Genomic DNA, 17,577 nt, shown 5'->3' with positions numbered 1-17,577 from the left:
ATTCGATTATAGGGTTTGTGTACCACTCAGTCAAATATTTAATTCTCTCTAAGTACCTCCCTTACCGTTTCATATGCAAGCTTCGGGCGACGATACTCGTCGACCAGGCCTTTGCTGTTTCGGGTGCATGAGCGGGATAGCAGCCACCCCAGCCCTTCCGTGACCCGGCAGTCGCTGAATTGCCAGATGAACATACCGGAAATGTAGTCACGTCGTATGTACGCCTCGAGGTTGCTGCGCAAAATATCAGCCTGCCGCTCCTCGGAGCCCTTCTCCCGATTCGGACTTCGAAAGCCATAGAAGCCGTCCGCCCCGAATTCGCTCAGTATCATCGGTTTTCCTCTCCCGCCGAGCGCATCGGCCCAAGCCCTTGCCTGATCCGCCAGTTCGCCGGGATCTTCATCTGTATACCATCCAGGATACAGATTAAATGACACGATATCCGCCAAATCAAAACATAGCTCCCGGTCCCGATGATGAGACGCAAAGGAACGGGGGCGGCTGGAATCCAGCTCTTTTATTAGAGTCAGCTGTTTCTCGTAATGCACCCTGCCTTCCTTGGTATCGCTGGCGCATTCATTCAGGACCGCCCAGATCAGAATGGAAGGATGATTGAAGTGCTGCTCCACCATCTCCCGGGTGACCTGCTCGCTCTGCCAAGCAAAATTCGGATTCATCATCTGCTCCAGGCTTAATCCCCGGGCATGGTTCTCCTCCCACACCGCTATACCTCGTTCATCGCACATATCCAGAAAACGTTCATCATACGGATAATGGCTTGTTCGAACTGCATTGCACCCCAGATCAACGATAAGCTCAAGGTCCTTTGCCATCAGCTGCAGCGGAAACGCTGCTCCTGCCAGCGCATGGTCCTCATGCCGGTTCACGCCTTTGAGCACAAGCTCACGGCCGTTCAGTAGCAGTTTTCCATTACAGGTTGTTATTTCTCTGAACCCGATCCGGTCGATCCAATCGTCGCAGTCGGATTCGTCCACCGTTAGGACAGCTCGAAGCTCGTATAGATTCGGCTGCTCCAGCGACCACTCCTGTACATCCGGGTATGGCAACGTCACAATTAGTTCTCCACGTTCGCCAGGACCGACCACACAGCTGCCCAGCGGCAAATTTGAACCTGCCAGTCTTCCCTGGACATCAGCCTTCTTGGTCACTTGACCGATATTGCGTATGATCACCTTCCATTGCCCTTGCCAGCTGCCTTGCTCTCTGTGAGGAGTGAACATGACGTTCTCGATGTACAGATCACCGATCTCTTCAAGCACGACCGGCCGGATGATTCCTCCGTACGTATAGTAGTCGTTCGGGACGTGAAGCGCGGAGGCCTCGCTGAAAGCATTGTCTGAGTAGACCAGAAGCTCGTGCTCCCCTGGCTCCACATCAGGGATGACTGCATCGAATGCGGTATACGCATTGTAATGACGGGCAACCAGTAGCCCATCAAAGTACACTTGAGCCGTGTGGCTGATTCCTTTAAAAACCAAACGTAAATGGGTCTTCTCTGTTAACTTGATCCGTTTTCTGTAGACCCCCGTCCCCCTGTAGGTTCCGAATTGGGGATGCAATTCCCAGCAGCCGGGAACGGGCAGCTTGTATGGAAATGCTTCAGGGGGTTCCCCTAGAGCGGCTGCAGGCGCGAAATCCCACATCCCCTCCAGCTCCTCGATCTTACGGATTTGATGTGTATTGAATAGCCTGATCAATATGATTCCTCCTCAGCGATTCATTAAGCTCCCAGCACATCCGAAATCATCACTTTACGGCCCGTCTTAGCGCTTTCCAGGGCGGCGAGCACCATAGCCATGCTGTAAATATTATCGCTGCAATCGGTCTCCGGCTTCGTCCCGTTCAGCAGGGAATCGAACATATGCTCAAGGCATCCATGATGACCGATCTTCGCCATGTCCGGGAGCACTCCATTTATGCGCTCATATTTCCGGATAAACTGGCCTGTCTGATCACTAGGGGCGACAACCTCCGCATAAATCTCGTCATGTCCGTCCCAGATGGCGGTGCCCCTCTCTCCCGTCACCCTCCATGCAGCTTCCCATGAGGTCTGAACCCCTTCCGCGCACCATGAGCCGCGGTAGTTGAACACCGAACCATCCGACATCTCATAGATGCACACGGCCATTGCATTGCCGGCATACCAGGACCCCGGCGGGTTAAATTCGTGACAGTATACGGATACCGGGTCCGCTCCGCTGATCAAGCGTGCTTGGTCGAACGTGTGGATCGCCATATCCAGCAGCAGCGGGCTATCCATGACATCCCGAAATCCGCCGAAATGCGGCCCTAGGAAAAAATCGGCTGCCATAAAACCCGGCTTTCCGATGGAACCGCTGTCAATCAGCTCTTTAAATGCCCGTATGCGCGGATCAAAGCGGCGATTTTGCATGACGGCATGCGTCCTCCCGGTTTCTTGAGCTAGACGCACGATTTCCAGACATTCCGGCATGGATTCAGCGAGCGGTTTTTCACTAAAAACATGACATCCATGCTTAAGGGCAGCTGTGCTGATTGCATAGTGGCTAGCAGGGACGGTTACGTCAAATACTACATTGGCTCCGGTCGATTGGATCGCGTCGGTGACATCGGTAAATACGGGACATACCAGGCCGTGGCGGTCTGCCATGGCAACGGCGAATGATTCCTGGATATCCACCAAACCTACGATTTCCGTATCTGCTCTTCCTTTTGCATAGTCCACCCATGTATTCGACATATGGCCGCATCCGGCAACGACGACTTTAAATGGCTTGGTCATGATCTCATGCTCCCCACATCAGATTTTTAGGTGCTCCATTGCATCGCCGGGCAGATAAGATCGGACAATCTGTCCGCCTTAGTCGACTTCTCATTGAGATAAGCACCCGGTTGAAATCATTCGAATATTGGCTTACTGTAAATGAAGCAACTTCATTATATAAGCAGATTTTTTGTTAATCTCTATATAACCTTGTGCATTACCACTCTGATCTTGCGGTTTGAGGTGAGCCCATGTCCAATCCGAAAGAGCTGCACGAAAACACCAGGCTTGATTATAAGGCCTACCCGGTACAGGTCTTCCGCAACTTTAGTCCGAACGCGCGAAGTAGAGACTGCATCCTGTATCTTCATTGGCACGAGCACTTCGAAATCATTCGCATGCGGGAGGGGTATGCCGTCTTTCATATCGACACGGCGCCGTATGCCATGAAGCCAGGCGATGTCATGATAATTCCTGGCGGTTGCCTCCATGTCGGCTATGCAAGCGAGGATGGGGATGTTCGATTTGATTGTGTCGTTGTCAACGGGTCGCTGTTCAACGACTTCATCCATGACCCGCTCCATACCCGCTATGTAGCCCCGTATCTCGAAGGAAAGCTGAGATTCCCTATTAAGCCGGCCGAGGCCAATCCGGTGATCCATGATTACGATAGACTGATCGAAGAAATCATCGACGAGTTAAGCTCACGTCCTCCCGCGTACCAGTTGATAGCCAAAACCAAGCTTTACACCCTTTTCGTAGAGCTTGCAAGAGCCTTTCTGCCCTCTCATCTGGCGGAGAAGCCAGCGGAGACGTATTTTGCCAATCGTGAGCGTTTCAAGCAGCTGATCAGCCGGATCGAAACCGAAATCGGCGAGAAAATCTCCGTGGAGGAGGCGGCCGCGCAGGTTGGCTTGAATCCCTTCCATTTCTGCAAAATGTTTAAAAGGCTTACCGGCCGGACCTTCGTTGACTTCGTCAACCTCACCCGGATGAACGAGGCTGAGAGGCTGCTTCGCGAGCGCACCTTAACCATCACGGAAATTGCCGGGATTGTCGGCTGCAGCAATCCGAATTATTTTACGAAGCTGTATAAACAGTACAAGGGGATGACCCCCTCTCAGTCCAGGTCTGCAGCGGAATAAGTGGGATGCTGGGCATTTGGAGGGGGGACTTTTGGGGGTAACTTTGGAGGGCAATGCTCGGGAGTTACTTTTGGGCGCTCACAAGTCCTTTTCCGGGACTTGCTCTGACCGCTGAGCTACTTCGGGCGCTCACTTGTCCCTTTTCGGGACTTGCTGCGGGCGCGGAGCTGCTTTTCGCGCTCACTAGTCCCTTTTCGGGACTTGCTGCGGACGCGGAGCTGCTTTTCGCGCTCACTAGTCCCTTTTCGGGACTTGCTGCGGGCGCGGAGCTGCTTTTCGCACTCACTAGTCCCTTTTCGGGACTTGCTGCGGGCGCAGAGCTGCTTTTCGCACTTACAAGTCCCTTTTCGGGACTTGCTGCGGGCGCGGAGCTGCTTTTCGCGCTCACTAGTCCCTTTTCGGGACTTGCTACGGGCGCGGAGCTGCTTTTCGCGCTCACTAGTCCCTTTTCGGGACTTGCTGAGAGCCTGGACTACTTATCGCCTGGACAAGTCCCTTTTCACCACATCGCCGCAAAGTTTCGCCAATAGAGCCTACTCTTTTACACGCACAAAGGCTCGCTGGAACAGCCGCTTCGCTGCCCATCGAGCCTTTGTTACAACATGTACGCTCCATCCATGAATCTCATCCTACTATCGAATGAGGTATTTGTGCAGACCACTCGCACTCCGACACCGAATATTACCGATCCACCAGCCACCAACTAACCGGCTATCAGTCTTCTACCCGCACTGTACACCTGTATCCAAGCACAACCGTGGAACCGATACTTACACCGCCGAGTCGCCAGGTTACTGTTAGCCCTCGTGACAACCGCATTACCGATCCGCCGGACCATACCTGCAGGCTGCCAATCTCTTGTTCACCTGTACACCAACCACCGACTCTCCGCTCACTTATTTCTGTTACCGAATCACCAAACCATCATGCATGGCTTGTCGTCCGAGCTTCGACGCTGATCATCGTGCAGCAGTCATCATTACACCGCGCGCCGGGAGAGGCACGCGGTAAGAAAACTCATCGCTCACTCGATTCCAATTACAGAATCACCAGAATACTAGTTATCTGTTCATTCTCACTTCAGCCTCGGGTCGACCTTTCAAGATGACCGCCCAATCGTTGACCACCTCCGAGCCGCCCTACACTTGCCCCGTGGTTCACTCAGTATGCTTTTGGGACCTCTACGCTTCTTGTCTTCCCGTCCCCGTTCGTGAAATAGAGAAGAACGCCGTGATCCTGATCATCAAGAAAATAGGAGACGTACTTGTTCTCGTCCTTTTTCATGGGAACGAGCAAAGTTACAATCCGGTGACTCCTCGCCAAATTCGTTTCGGCATGCAAATGCCATTGCGGGTCCAGCTCTTTAATCTCCTCCGGATCAACGCCGGTAAATTGATTATGCTGCGACAGTGTTAGATCGCCGGATGAACTGTAAACGAACCGGCCTTCCATTTCCGCCTTGATTCCCGCGACTCTGAAGGTCTGACCCGAAAGCTTCATTCGATGCAGCGTATGGAAGAGCCACTCGACGCGGGCCGGCTTAGCCAAGTCCACCGTATCGACAATGACGAAATAAGATTCGTTATAAAAGTAGATTTCCCGCACATACCTCTCCAGGTAAGGAACATGCTCGAAGTAAGCGTCTGTCGCGTTCATACGCGCATATCCGACTCCTTGTGAGGATTGGACCTCTTCTACCTTGCCGCTCGCCTCGATACAGCGCACCTTATCCTTGCCCGCATACTGGCCATGTCCATCGATCAGGATGTTGTTCGTGGAGCGGGTTTGCCGCCGCCAATTCATATGCATCGTGCTGCCGTAAGCAATGTAATACCCGCTTTCGATCGCCAGCGGCTCGCCGAAGGCATGCAGCAGAAATCCGTTCTGGTCGCCATGGCTGTGACTGATCGAGCCGTACGGACTGCTTTTTGCCAGCAGCATAATATGCTCATCCGGATCATCCATGCGGTGATGCATGGCAACCCATCCGATGTCGCGGAACCATTTGACGGCGCGAATCGTACCCGTGCCGCTGACTGAATCCTCGGTCGTCCACTTTTCAGAATTGTTTCCCTTGCTCCACCTCTCTGGCTCTTCGATAACCTCCGCTTCAGACTGCCTTATAGCCTCACCTTCTGATTCCCACACCGCTATAGCGGGGGCTAACGCCTCGATCTGCGGGTAATCATGCCGATACAGCATATCGTCGAACCGGAAGTCCCACCAGCCATAATTGTAAAATTTCGAATCGGCGTCCTTGTCGGCTTTTGCCACCTGCTCAAAATACCATTGATACAACCCGTTACCTGTAATCCCCGCAAATTGGCGAATGTTAAATGCTGTTTTCAAGCTGACCGGCTCCCCGAGATAGGACTGGTCGCCGAAGCTCGCCCGAATCGTATCCGGACTGCTGCAATACAGCGGAAAATCTCCCGTTCGCGCAAAGAACGGACGTTTATAGAAATCGATCGATATATAATTGCGGATCAAATTCAACGCATCGATAACAAAGGCCATACCGGTCGTCCAATAGAGCGGACCCTCCGCCCAGCCTCCATCCTCTCCTCCCCACGGGGAGTATAAGCAGGCGTAGTATTCCAGCGTGTAATCCAGCCATTGCTGCGCCTTCGGCTCTTCATGCAGCATGGCGATACAGGCGGGTACCAGCACGGACGATAGCGAGCGGACGGCATGGCTGTCGAAGGGAACATGATGAATTTTAGAGCGTTCCATTACATGATAAGCAACCTGCTCCGTACGTCGCAGTAACGCGCTTCGGACAAGCTTGATTTCTTCGGCAGACAGCATGTCATGCAGCCAGTCATAGCCCCATGCGAGCGCACCGACCATTCTAAACGCAGCCTCGTCGTTATAATCCCTCGACGTCGTCCCCTCCTGATCCCAGCCTGCCGCATGAAGCAGCCACTGTTTCGCTTTTGCAAGGATCTGATCATCCTGCAAAATAACGCCGGCCACGCTCAAATGCCGAATCGCGTACAGCGTCTCCTGGCAATCCATGTACATCTGTCTCCATAAACTCGCCACCCGCTTATGATCCGGATACGGCTTCGGCTCCGGAATGAGCGGCTTCTCCAGCCAGGGTACCACCGACTTCTCGTAAAAAGCTTTCCAGCCGCAATCATCATCCTCGCGCTGCAGCCTCTCGCGGAATGCGGTGATTCCGCTGCGATCCAACCACAGACGTGGATGTGACGCCGAAGTGTTCAGATAACGGTCGGCTCTGCCGGGCAGAGGCGTTTCCGGGAGCCCCTCAGGCACCTCAAACCGACGGATTCGGCTCCATGAGGTTCGTCCTCGCAGATCATCGGTCGGAGCTTCCCCTTCACTTTGGTTCATCAGTGCATATCTCCAGTAATACGTACCGGGGGCAAACACATGATCCGGCGTATACAGATTATACGGGATGTCCGTGAACGTCCTCGTCACGCCCGGCTCGAACGATGGCGACATTGATGTTTGCAGAACATAGCAATCGTTGTCCAGCTGCCCCGGCATCCAGGTGAACCTCGGGGGATTTTCGAGCAGCCTGGTCTCTTCGTTCGGCTGATATGGCACAGACAGACGCCCGCTGTGCGGTTCGAATAAGGTCTTCATGATTGCACCATCTCCTTCAGTCCTTGGCTGGTCATACGGAAGCTTCTTATAGATTTGCCATCGGACAGCGTCAGCCGACCGCCTTCCTTTGAAGCCTTCCATTGCAGCTCTACGGGCCTATCTCCGCTTCGGTATACTGCTATAAAACGGGACCTCTCTCCTTTCATGCGCAAGAGAATCCCTTCCATCTTCCGGCTTGGATCATCCGCGGTTCCAGGCGATTCCACCTGCACGCATTCCATGCCCTCAAACGGAACGAAGGACACGGAGGCGCTAAGGCCTGTTTCGCTCGTGATCCCCAAATCAAGCTGTCTCCGCCTAATTCTCAATCTGTGCGTGAGCTTTGCCGAAACGTAACCATAGCCATCTTCCGTTCCGAGTTGACGCGGCCAAACATCGTCTTCCGGCTCCTCGTCCGAGTCGCGAGTTTGATGATCGCCCCCGGCATCGACCAAGTTCCCGCTCCCAATATAATGAAACCACCAATCCACTACCTCCGGCTTCTCCGTCTTCACCTCAAACCAATCCAGAAGCCACCCTTCGGTTAGCAGTAAATGGCGATCCAGCACGGCATGCTCATAGGCTTCTTGCGTGCGGAGCCAAACGTAGGCGCAGCTTTGCGATGATTCATAGCGCACGCATGCGCCTTTGGATGGGAGCTGAGAACGTTCTCCAATGGATACCGTATTATGGCAGGCTGTATGAAGATACCACGCCTTTTTCAGCTTTGAGCCATAGGGTACGGTCCCACGATCCGGCGATAAAGGTGCTCCGTTGATATGAACCATAAGATTTAGTTTGTCAAAATGGCCGTGTGAGCCGCCATGCGGTCCAAAATCGACAAGGGCCTGAATACCGTTCCGAGCCTCCGTTCGTAATAACGCAAATCCGCTGTGCGGAAGGATGATACTAGAGACTACAGGCCCTGCGGAAGCTGCAGACACAGGTCCGCCCATCGTTCCGTTCCAACTGCTTTTACCATAGAGGAGCGCCTCCAGCATGCCGATTCTCCCCTGTTCGCCGTTCATATCGCGATAAGCGGCGGCGAGCAGCCCGCGGTAGCTCCCATTCTCATACACCGTCAGGCCGATCTCCATAATTTCAGCGATTTCTCTGGCATACGGTACCCGCTTATAAGGACCGTCGTGCAAAGCCGGCAATACGCCGTTTCGGTCTGCCAAGCGGACAAGTACAGTCAGCATACCTTCCATGGACTGTCCATCTCCGCCAGTCAACGCATATACATCCTCGCCAAGTCTTGAGCCCATTTCGGCCGCAATGAGATAGGCCCGCAGAACAAAAACGTGATAATACACGCTCCGCTCGAACTCGAGCTGATCCGGCCGGACCGCGATGCTCATATGGTGCTTTAACCCGCCCTCACAGCGGATCAGCTCCCTCATTTTCAGCTTGTCGCCTTGCACCGCGTATATACAAAATAACGCCGCGATAAGCCAAGCGGTGTAATTGTTCTCCGGATTTCCCCGCTCCCGGGTCAACGCTCGATGGTATTCCGTCATGCTGCTCTCCAACATGTGAAGGAACTCGTTAAAGATCCGCGACTCCGCTTTATCGAAGCGCATGCCTTCATCCCGAAGCAGCAGGTAACCTCTTAGAATCGTTGTCGTCCAGATCGCTTCCGTCAGGGCCTGATGGAACGCCCTGCCTTTCAGCATCCAGGGCTGGGCATCCGGATGGACCGGATATAAAGGAAACTGCCTGGCATAACGGAGGAGCAGATGTTTGCCGAATTCGCTGTATCCTCTCTCACCCGTACCCGCGTAAACAGCGGCAGCTTGAAGGATATATCTGGCCATCGCCTGATGCTTAAACACGAACCACGCTCCCCGGTACGGCTCGCCCTCCCATCTGCAGCCATACGGGCAGCCATACACTCGTGCGTTCGCTTCCAGCGGGTCAAAGATCAATTCCGTATGATGAACGGGACACACATATTGATGCCACCAGCCGCCGGGCTCCTCTGGTACCTCCGGATTACTCGCAATGACCTCATCAAGCTCAGCCTTCAGCAGACGGAGGGTCTCCCGGCTCCATTCATACCGCCGCGATTTTTCCTGAATTCCCATAAACTCTCTCATCGCATAAACATGCCGCCGTTGATCTCGATTGTTTCGCCCGTTATGTAGGAGGCCAGATCCGATACGAGAAACAGGATCGATCCCGCCACGTCATCCGGCGTCCCTTCGCGCCCCAGCGGAATGCCTTGAACCGTTGCCTTCCGTGCTTCATCCGAGGTAAACGTGGCATGAAATGCGGTTTGTCCGATAAAGCCCGGGGAGACGGCATTGACGTTAATGCCGCTTGCGGCAAGCTCCTTGGCCAATCCTTTGGTATAGCTGATCACGGCAGCCTTACTGGCTGCATAAATGCTGGCTCCGGGTCCGCCGCCGTTATGGGCCGCCACCGATGTCAGATTTACGATGCGGCCGCCTCCGGCCGATTTCATGCCGGGAATCACCGCTTTACTCACGAACACCGTGCTTTTCATATTGACATTCATCACGTTGTTGTACAGCTCTTCCGTCATTTCGGCATTGGAGAGCCGCTGGACCAAATGACCCGCATTGTTCACCAAGATCGTAATCCTGCCGCCGAATGTGCTCTCCACCTCGCGAACGAGCCCCTCCACTTGCTCGATCTGCGTGACATCCGCACGGAACGCATGCGCCTCGCCGCCGCTGCTCCGAATGTCCATTACCGCCCTTTCTGCCGCTTCCTTGCTGTTCAAGTAATTCAGCGCCACCTTAGCGCCGCTTCGGGCCAGCATGATCGCGGCCGCCCGCCCGATGCCTCCGCTCGAGCCCGTTATTAAGGCAATGTTTCCCGATAAGTTGATTTGCATAAGAATCCCTCCTGATTGGTGTCAAGTTGATCTCCCGTTACCCACTCTGAAGCAGCGTCACGTTTGCAGCTGCTTCAGCCTGCTCTCCTGATCATTAACGCGTTCCATCCGCGGCATCGTCATCACGATCTTGGTTCCCGATCCCGGCTGACTGCGGATCTTGATGCCGTAATCCTCGCCGTACACCATCTGTATCCGCCGATGTACATTCACGATCCCGATCCCGCCTCTGCGGCGGGCATTCCGTCCTTCATCTTCGTCCATGAGACGGTTTTTCTCCAATCGCCGGCGCAGCCGGCCGAGCTTAGCCTCCGGAATGCCGGAACCGTTATCCTCCACGATCACCAGCAGCTGATCCCCTTCGATGCGGGTGTCAATTCGGATATAATGCCACGGCTCAATCCCCTCCGGAAACGCATGCTGAAAAATGTTCTCGACGATCGGCTGCAGGGAGAGCCGGACCATTTTTTCCAGCAGCAGCTCCGGCGGCGTTGCCACCTCGATTTCGAAGTCCCGTCCGATCCGGTGCTTCAGGATGATCATGTAATGGCGGACATGGTTGAGCTCATTCGCGATCGTGATCTCCTCCAAATTCGTCTGAATCGAATATCGGAGCATGAAGGCCATCGACTCCACCATCTCCGAAATTTCATCGGAGTCCTGCACGATCGCATAACAGTTAATCGTTTCGAGCGTGTTATACAGAAAATGCGGATTGATCTGCAGCTGCAGCGCCTGGAACTCCGCCCGCTGCCGCTCCAGCTGAATGTTCTGGAGCTCCAGCTGCGTTTTCTGATTGTGAAGCTCGGTATCGTATACCTGCTCGATCATGTCCGACAGCCGGCTGACCATCAGATTGTAGCTGTGGATCAGCCCTCCGATTTCATCCTCACGCGGCTTGGCGTCCGTAATGTGGGTCCAATTTCCCTTCTCTGTCTGGCGCATGCCGTTCTTTAAGTTCCGTATCGGATCGACGATGGATTTACCGAACCGGTATGCCAGGACAAGCGCTATAATCAATGTGACAAATCCAACAATCATCGTGGTCGATCGGATGCTAGAAATGGGCGCCCTTAGCTCCTCCAGCGGCATCATAATGACCAGGCTCCATCCCGAATAATCCGATTGCCTCGATATGATCATCGTGCGCTCGCCAAGCACCGGTTCAATGAAGCGTTTATCCCCTTCGGCAATAATGCGCTGCGGCAAGCCGCCTGCCGTAATCCCGTTCATATCAACGTGATCCGGTGCATAGACCACCTCACCCTCGCGGTCAAGGATGAAGAAAAAGCCCTGTTCACCCAGATCAACGCCATTCCATAGGCTCGACAGCTGGTTTTCATTAAACTCGATAGCGAGAACGCCCTTTACGTCATACGTGCTCATGCCGCGGATTTTCCGGGCGACCGTAATGACATTGCCGCGATCTTGTTCCAGCAGACTCGTCTTGAGAATGGCGATCTCGCCGTTGTCCGGCGTCTTCTCCATCAGCTCCTGCAGCCGATCCGACGGATCAATCGACATGGCGGAGAAATTTTGATTCTGATCGAAGATCGATCGGCCATGGTACCCCAGGATGTACATCATATGCGTTTGGGTCGGATACTGAATAAAGATTTTCTGAAATACGTCTTTTCGGATCAAATGGGTGAACCGGTAATGCTCGTAGCTGTCGGCCGGGTCCATATCCAGAAATTTTTTTACCGAATCCTGAAGGAGAATGGTATTGCTGATCCGCTCGAACATCTGCAGCTGACTATCCGTCTGGCGTGCGGCATTCGTTATGACAGTCGTCATATATTTCTCCACCTGTTCATCAATGGCTTCGGACGATTTGAGGTAGAAAAACACGCCGACGGTGGTCAGGGAGAATAGTACGACAATTAGGAAATACAGAAAGATTTGGCGGGACAAGCTCCTTCTCATTATTCGATCCCCAACAGCTCCCGGTATTCGGAAGGGGTGTATCCGGTAAATTTCTTGAAGGTTTTCGTAAAATGGGGATGATCCGCATAGCCCACCTCAAACGAGATGTCCGTTATTTTGTAATGCGGGATGGCAAGCAGCTTCTTGGCCATCTCCATCCTTTTCTTAATGCGGTAGTGCACGAAGGTTTCATCCGTCAATTGTTTGAACAGCTGGCTGAAGTAAGACGGATTCAATCCGAGCATATCCGACACCTCGTCTAGCGAAAGATCCTTGGACAAATTGCGCTCGATATAAGCTTTGGCTTCCTCGACGGGCTCTTTGGCATTGCCTTTGCGCTTTGCCCGGATCTGCTGGACGGTCTGCTCCACGGCTTGCCGGAATGCTTGAAACATATTCCCCGGATTGCCGGACTCCGCCTTAAGAAATCCCGCCATTCGCTCAAAAGTGTATACATCCCTGCTGTTTAGCTGCTTGATTAGTTTCGCATACAGCTCACCCAGCAAATCCTGAAGCTGAATCGATTCGAGCTTTCGTTCCTGGCAGTATTCCTCGATTTCTTGAAGCCTTACCTGGATTTCGTTCATTTGCAAATGCCATACGGCGAGCTCCAACTGCTCAAGCCAAGCTTCCAGCTTGGATAATGGAAAATACCCCCGCTGCTTCTCAAGCAGCGCCTTCCGCTCCGTCATGAGCTTGCTGATCGTATGGTGCACCACTGATTTGGTAACCGGCTTCAGCAAATACTCCTTCACTCCATATGACATGCATTTCTGGGCGTACTCGAAATCCCCGTAACCGGAGACGACGACAACCGTGATATCGCCATAGTGCTCATGCAGCTGCCGGCTAAGCTCCAGACCGTCCATTTTCGGCATACGGATATCCGTGAAGATAAAATCCGGCCGGGCTTGTTGGATCGCTTCCAGCGCCTCGATGCCGTTGCCGGCGGTTTCCGTCAGGATCACGGAAGGATCCGCCTGAGTTATCAGTTTGGTAAGGCCCATTCTTATCATAGGTTCATCGTCAACGACCAGAACGCGGTACATTCCCATTCCCCTTTCGGATTAGCGAGTGTGTATAGGGTTAGCAAGATACTCCCCTGCAATGGATAAGCAGAGGAGTATCTTCCACCCTATACTAAAACAAGCTCCACTTATTCGAAAGCGTTTTCTTTTTCGTTAAATCGCTTCGTTGCCTCCTCGATGATCTCGCTGCCGCCCTTTGACAGGTACTCCTCCAGCACCTTGCCGTAATCCTCGATCGGCTCCCGGCCGTATACCATTCGAAGCACATGCTCGAGAATCAGCGGCGGCAGCTCGTCGGATTTCGGAGTCAGCTCCGGATATTTCACCATGGCTTCCAGCCTCGGATCGAATTCAATTCCCCGGCGCCCTTCGCTTGCAAGCATATGATCGAACGCATCGATCAGCGCTTTGCCGGAATCGGACAGCTCGGATACGCGTTTGTTGTAGGTTGTATCCTGAACCATCCACAGCCAATAGTTTAGATACCGCATTTTATCCGCGCCGGCGGCATCCGTTGGAACCTCGAATACCGGCTTGCCGTCCGTTACTTGATAATCCTCGCCTTCAATGCCGAAGCTGAAGTACAGCTCCGCTTCTTCACTGACCATCCAGTTGAAGAACTTGACGATATCCGCTGCCTTGTCCTTGGCTTTTGCGTTGATGAAGAAGGACCGCGTAACCGGGTTATAATGGGCATATCCGCCCTTTCCGTCCGGGCCGACAGGCGACGGGATGAGCGCAACCTCCGCCTCAGGCACATTTTCTTTAAGCTGAGTCCCCCAAATCGGGAGTTCGTTCGCATTCATGGACCACATGCCAGCTTTGCCGCTCGTGACGATGGATTTGAAATCCGCGCTCTCGATCGTTGCGAACTCCTTGCTGATCAATCCCTCTTCATGCATCGTTTTGTAGATTTGGATTGCCTTCTTCATATTCTCCTCATCGAAGAAGCTAGGCTTTACCTTGCCGTCAGGGAATACTTTGAACTGGTTCAGATAACCCAGCACGTCATAAGCGCCGAAGAAGGTATCGGCATATTTAAAGTTCTGCCGGCCGGCATAAGGCTGCTCCACTCCCGCCTCCTTGAATGCACGCAGCACATCCAGCGTCTCTTCAACGGTTGTCGGAACCTCCTTCCCGACCTTCTTCAGCAGATCGGTGCGAATCCATGTCGCGCGCCGGGACGGGTTAGACAGGATCTCCGGAATACCGTATATATTGCCTGTCTTGGAATCGGTCATCCGCTTCCAGGCCTCCTCCGGGATGAATTGAAGCAGGTCCTGACCATGCTCCTCGAGCAGATCATTCAGCGGGAGGAACACGCCGTTCTCTACAGCGCCCGCGAGCTCCGGACCGCTAATCCCGCCGGTACCTTGAACGACATCCGGAATGTCGTTCGTCGCGAACATCTGGACCATTTTATCCTGATACTCGTTATGCGGGATCAGCCGGATGTCCAGGTCCGTGTTCGTCATTTTCTCCAGCTCCAGCACGTATTTGTCCTTGTTGATATCCGGATTCTTCTCCACGTAGGATACGTTCAGCGTTCGCATGGAGATCGAGAATTTCGTCGGCCCTCCATCAGTACCCCCTTGCGTTTCGCCGCCCACTCCGTTGGCTCCGTTACTGCCGCCGTTATTGCCTGAACAGCCTGCCAGCATGGCAAGCACCAGTCCGGCCGTGATCACACGTCTCCAGCGTTTACTCATAAATCCCCCTCTTTTCAAGCTAGAATGTCCGCTATATAATAGCGCTTTCAAACTTAACCTCAGTATAGAGAGCCGTTATGGTAGTCACAAGGAATGTCTTTGGCCCGGTTTGTCGTTTTTTTAGAATCATTCTTTGATCGAACCGATCATCATCCCATGGATGAAGAAGCGCTGCAGGAACGGGTACAGGAGGATAATGGGCAGCGTGGCGACAAGAATGACGGCCATCTGAACGCCCTGCACGGATTGGGAGCTCGCTTCAAATGCCATGTTCCCCGTATCCGTCATCCCCTCGTTAACGAGGAGCTCCCTCAGCTTCACCTGGAGCGGATACTTTGCACGGTCGTTGATATAGTAGAGCGCATCCATATACTTGTTCCAGTTGGTCACCGAGTAGAAGATCCCCACAGTGGCAAGCGCCGGCTTAGATAACGGCAGCACGATGCTCCACAGCGTCCTAGCTTCGCTGCACCCGTCGATACGCGAGGAATCGATCAGTTCATTCGGAATTTGAGCGAAGAAGGTCCGCAGCACGAACAGGTTAAAAGCACTTATCGCCGTCGGCAGCATCAGGGACCAGAGGGTGTTCACCAGGCTCAACTCACGCATCAGAATAAATTGCGGAATGAGTGGAGCCGTAAAGATCATCGTCATCAGAATGAACACCATGATCGTCTTTCTTCCCACGTACTCCGGTCTCGAAAGCGGGTACGCAAGGGATGCGGTCGCCGCCAGATTGATGAATGTCCCCAGCAATGTGATGTAGACGCTGATCCCGAACGCTCGCCAGATCGAAACATCTTGGAACACATGCTCATAATACGCCAGCGTAAATTCTACCGGCCAGAACATCACCACGCCCCGATCGATCGCGCCCGGACTGCTGAACGATTGGGCAATGACGTTAAGAAACGGCAGCAGCATGGTCAGCGCGAGAAGGGTCAGGAACATATAATTGCCTGCGAGAAACAGCTTTCTGCCGGGACTATCGTATTTCACCTTCGTCACCCCCCTCTAATACAGCGACTCGCCGGTCGCTTTCTTGCTGATGGCATTGGCTATCGCGATCAGGAACAAACCCACCACGGATTTGAACAGCCCGATCGCGGTCGCGTAGCTGTACTGAAGCTGCTGCAAACCGGCCTTGTAGATATACGTATCCAGAATTTCGCTGGATTGAATGTTGAGCGGATTCTGAAAAACAAAGACGCGCTCGAACCCGTAATCCAGAAAATCGCCGATCTTCAGCAGGAACAGAATCGTAATTACCGGAAGCAGCGCAGGCAGCGTTATGCTGAGCGTCTGACGCCATCTTCCCGCCCCGTCGATGTTCGAGGCTTCGTACAGGTCGGGGTTGATGCCTGCCAGCGCAGCCAGATAGATGATTGTCCCCCACCCGACATCCCGCCACAAGCCTGAACCGACCAGCACGGTCCGGATATAGGAATCTTCGCCGAGGAAATAAATCGGCTCAACGCCGAACCATCCGAGAATGACGTTCACGATTCCCGAGCTCGGTGATAAAATCCCGACGAAGATACCGCTTACAATTACCCACGACAGAAAATGCGGCGCATAAAAAATCGTCTGAATGATTTTTTTGTACAGCACGAGTCTTACCTCGTTCAACAGCAGCGCCAGTACGATCGGTGCCGTAAAAGCAAACAAGATGTCGTACGTTCCCAGCAAAAGCGTATTGCGCAGGATTTTCAAGAAATCATAATGCGAGAACATCCGTTCAAAATGCTCCAGACCGATCCACGGGCTCTTCGTAACGCCTGCGAACAGATTATAATTCTGGAACGCGATCACGGAGCCGAGAAGCGGCACGTATTTGAACAGGACGAAGAACAAAAGTCCCGGAAGCGAGATCAAGTACAGCGCCTTGTACTTCCACATGAAGCCTAATACGTTCTTGCGTTTATTCTTGAGCGTCCCCAATCCAGCCGCATGATTTCGATCGGCCATCCTTCCTCACCTCTTGTTTCTCAAATTGGCCGGCGCATGCTCATTAATCGGAATCTCGTCAAATCGGATGCTGATGAACTCGGGCTCCCGTTCGATAATTCGGGACAGCTCCCTGGTAAAAACCTCGACGATTTCTTCCTTCTGAGCATCCGACCGCCCTTCGTACATTTTGATCGTAATTTGCGGCAACGGCATTCGCCTCCCTTGCTTATGGTGTGAATATGAATACTCATATCCTAAGAGCCCGGCTAGCCATGCAGCAATGGAAGATCATCGGCTCCTTTGTGTTTTTTTTAGGCGAAACCACCGGGCTTGTGTTTTTATAAGACGCGCTTGTCATTTTACTAGAAGTTCGATCGGAAGTATGGAAAAAGAAGGCTGCTTGTGGAACAATGAAGCAAACCCGAGCGATTATGATCGCATCAATCACGATCCGAACGGAGGTAAATCATGAGCGAAAATCATACAGAGGGCCGCGTAATATCGGAGGCGGGCCGCCTCAGCCCGGGGCATGATGCCCATGCGGGGCTGTGGAGGCTGCTGGAGGATAAGCTGTCGA

General features: G+C 53.2%; 12 protein-coding genes. 1 reads left to right on the top strand and 11 read right to left on the bottom strand.

From position 1 onward, the window contains the following. Window positions 1-38 precede the first annotated feature (38 nt). Together J2Z18_RS13035 and J2Z18_RS13030 are read right to left on the bottom strand one after the other, a co-directional pair. Window positions 39-1,718: a glycoside hydrolase family 2 protein gene (locus tag J2Z18_RS13035; protein WP_007130097.1), complete on the bottom strand. Its 1,680-nt coding sequence runs from the start codon at window positions 1,716-1,718 to the stop codon at window positions 39-41. A gap of 23 nt (window positions 1,719-1,741) precedes the next feature. After that, window positions 1,742-2,782, bottom strand: a complete 1,041-nt coding sequence (locus tag J2Z18_RS13030; protein ID WP_007130098.1) for a Gfo/Idh/MocA family protein — start codon at window positions 2,780-2,782, stop codon at window positions 1,742-1,744. Between the two features lie 233 nt (window positions 2,783-3,015). Here J2Z18_RS13030 and J2Z18_RS13025 point away from each other — a divergent pair, with 233 nt between their 5' ends. Continuing rightward, window positions 3,016-3,909 carry a helix-turn-helix transcriptional regulator gene (locus J2Z18_RS13025; protein ID WP_007130099.1) on the top strand — a complete coding sequence of 298 codons (894 nt, stop codon included), beginning with the start codon at window positions 3,016-3,018 and terminating at the stop codon, window positions 3,907-3,909. A gap of 1,161 nt (window positions 3,910-5,070) precedes the next feature. On the opposite strand, the gene J2Z18_RS13020 is transcribed toward J2Z18_RS13025, so the two are convergent. The 9 genes from J2Z18_RS13020 to J2Z18_RS12980 all read right to left on the bottom strand — a co-directional run bounded on the left by J2Z18_RS13020 (window position 5,071) and on the right by J2Z18_RS12980 (window position 17,207). Beyond that, window positions 5,071-7,524 carry a DUF4962 domain-containing protein gene (locus J2Z18_RS13020; protein ID WP_210094817.1) on the bottom strand — a complete coding sequence of 818 codons (2,454 nt, stop codon included), beginning with the start codon at window positions 7,522-7,524 and terminating at the stop codon, window positions 5,071-5,073. Next, a complete protein-coding gene (locus J2Z18_RS13015; RefSeq protein ID WP_028407273.1) occupies window positions 7,521-9,611 on the bottom strand; it encodes a heparinase II/III domain-containing protein in 2,091 nt (696 codons plus the stop codon). Before J2Z18_RS13015 ends, J2Z18_RS13020 begins: the two co-directional genes overlap by 4 nt. An 8-nt stretch (window positions 9,612-9,619) precedes the next feature. Next, window positions 9,620-10,387: an SDR family NAD(P)-dependent oxidoreductase gene (locus tag J2Z18_RS13010; protein ID WP_007130104.1), complete on the bottom strand. Its 768-nt coding sequence runs from the start codon at window positions 10,385-10,387 to the stop codon at window positions 9,620-9,622. A 57-nt stretch (window positions 10,388-10,444) separates the two neighbouring features. Beyond that, a complete protein-coding gene (locus tag J2Z18_RS13005) occupies window positions 10,445-12,316 on the bottom strand; it encodes a cache domain-containing sensor histidine kinase (protein ID WP_028407272.1) in 1,872 nt (623 codons plus the stop codon). After that, complete coding sequence (locus J2Z18_RS13000) at window positions 12,313-13,362, bottom strand: response regulator (RefSeq protein ID WP_007130106.1); 1,050 nt, start codon at window positions 13,360-13,362, stop codon at window positions 12,313-12,315. Before J2Z18_RS13000 ends, J2Z18_RS13005 begins: the two co-directional genes overlap by 4 nt. 107 nt (window positions 13,363-13,469) lie before the next feature. Next, window positions 13,470-15,050: an extracellular solute-binding protein gene (locus tag J2Z18_RS12995; RefSeq protein ID WP_007130107.1), complete on the bottom strand. Its 1,581-nt coding sequence runs from the start codon at window positions 15,048-15,050 to the stop codon at window positions 13,470-13,472. A gap of 126 nt (window positions 15,051-15,176) precedes the next feature. Next, window positions 15,177-16,049: a carbohydrate ABC transporter permease gene (locus tag J2Z18_RS12990; RefSeq protein ID WP_007130108.1), complete on the bottom strand. Its 873-nt coding sequence runs from the start codon at window positions 16,047-16,049 to the stop codon at window positions 15,177-15,179. A 15-nt stretch (window positions 16,050-16,064) separates the two neighbouring features. Then, window positions 16,065-17,018, bottom strand: a complete 954-nt coding sequence (locus J2Z18_RS12985; protein ID WP_007130109.1) for an ABC transporter permease — start codon at window positions 17,016-17,018, stop codon at window positions 16,065-16,067. A gap of 6 nt (window positions 17,019-17,024) precedes the next feature. Then, entirely contained in the window at window positions 17,025-17,207 is a 183-nt protein-coding gene (locus J2Z18_RS12980; protein ID WP_007130110.1) for a tautomerase family protein, read from the bottom strand. Window positions 17,208-17,577: the final 370 nt, after the last annotated feature.

The sequence above is a fragment of the Paenibacillus lactis genome, from assembly GCF_017873605.1.
GTDB classification, from domain to species: domain Bacteria; phylum Bacillota; class Bacilli; order Paenibacillales; family Paenibacillaceae; genus Paenibacillus_AQ; species Paenibacillus_AQ lactis.
The sequence above is the reverse complement of the archived record's forward strand: the minus strand, read 5'-3'. Positions and strand labels throughout refer to the sequence as shown.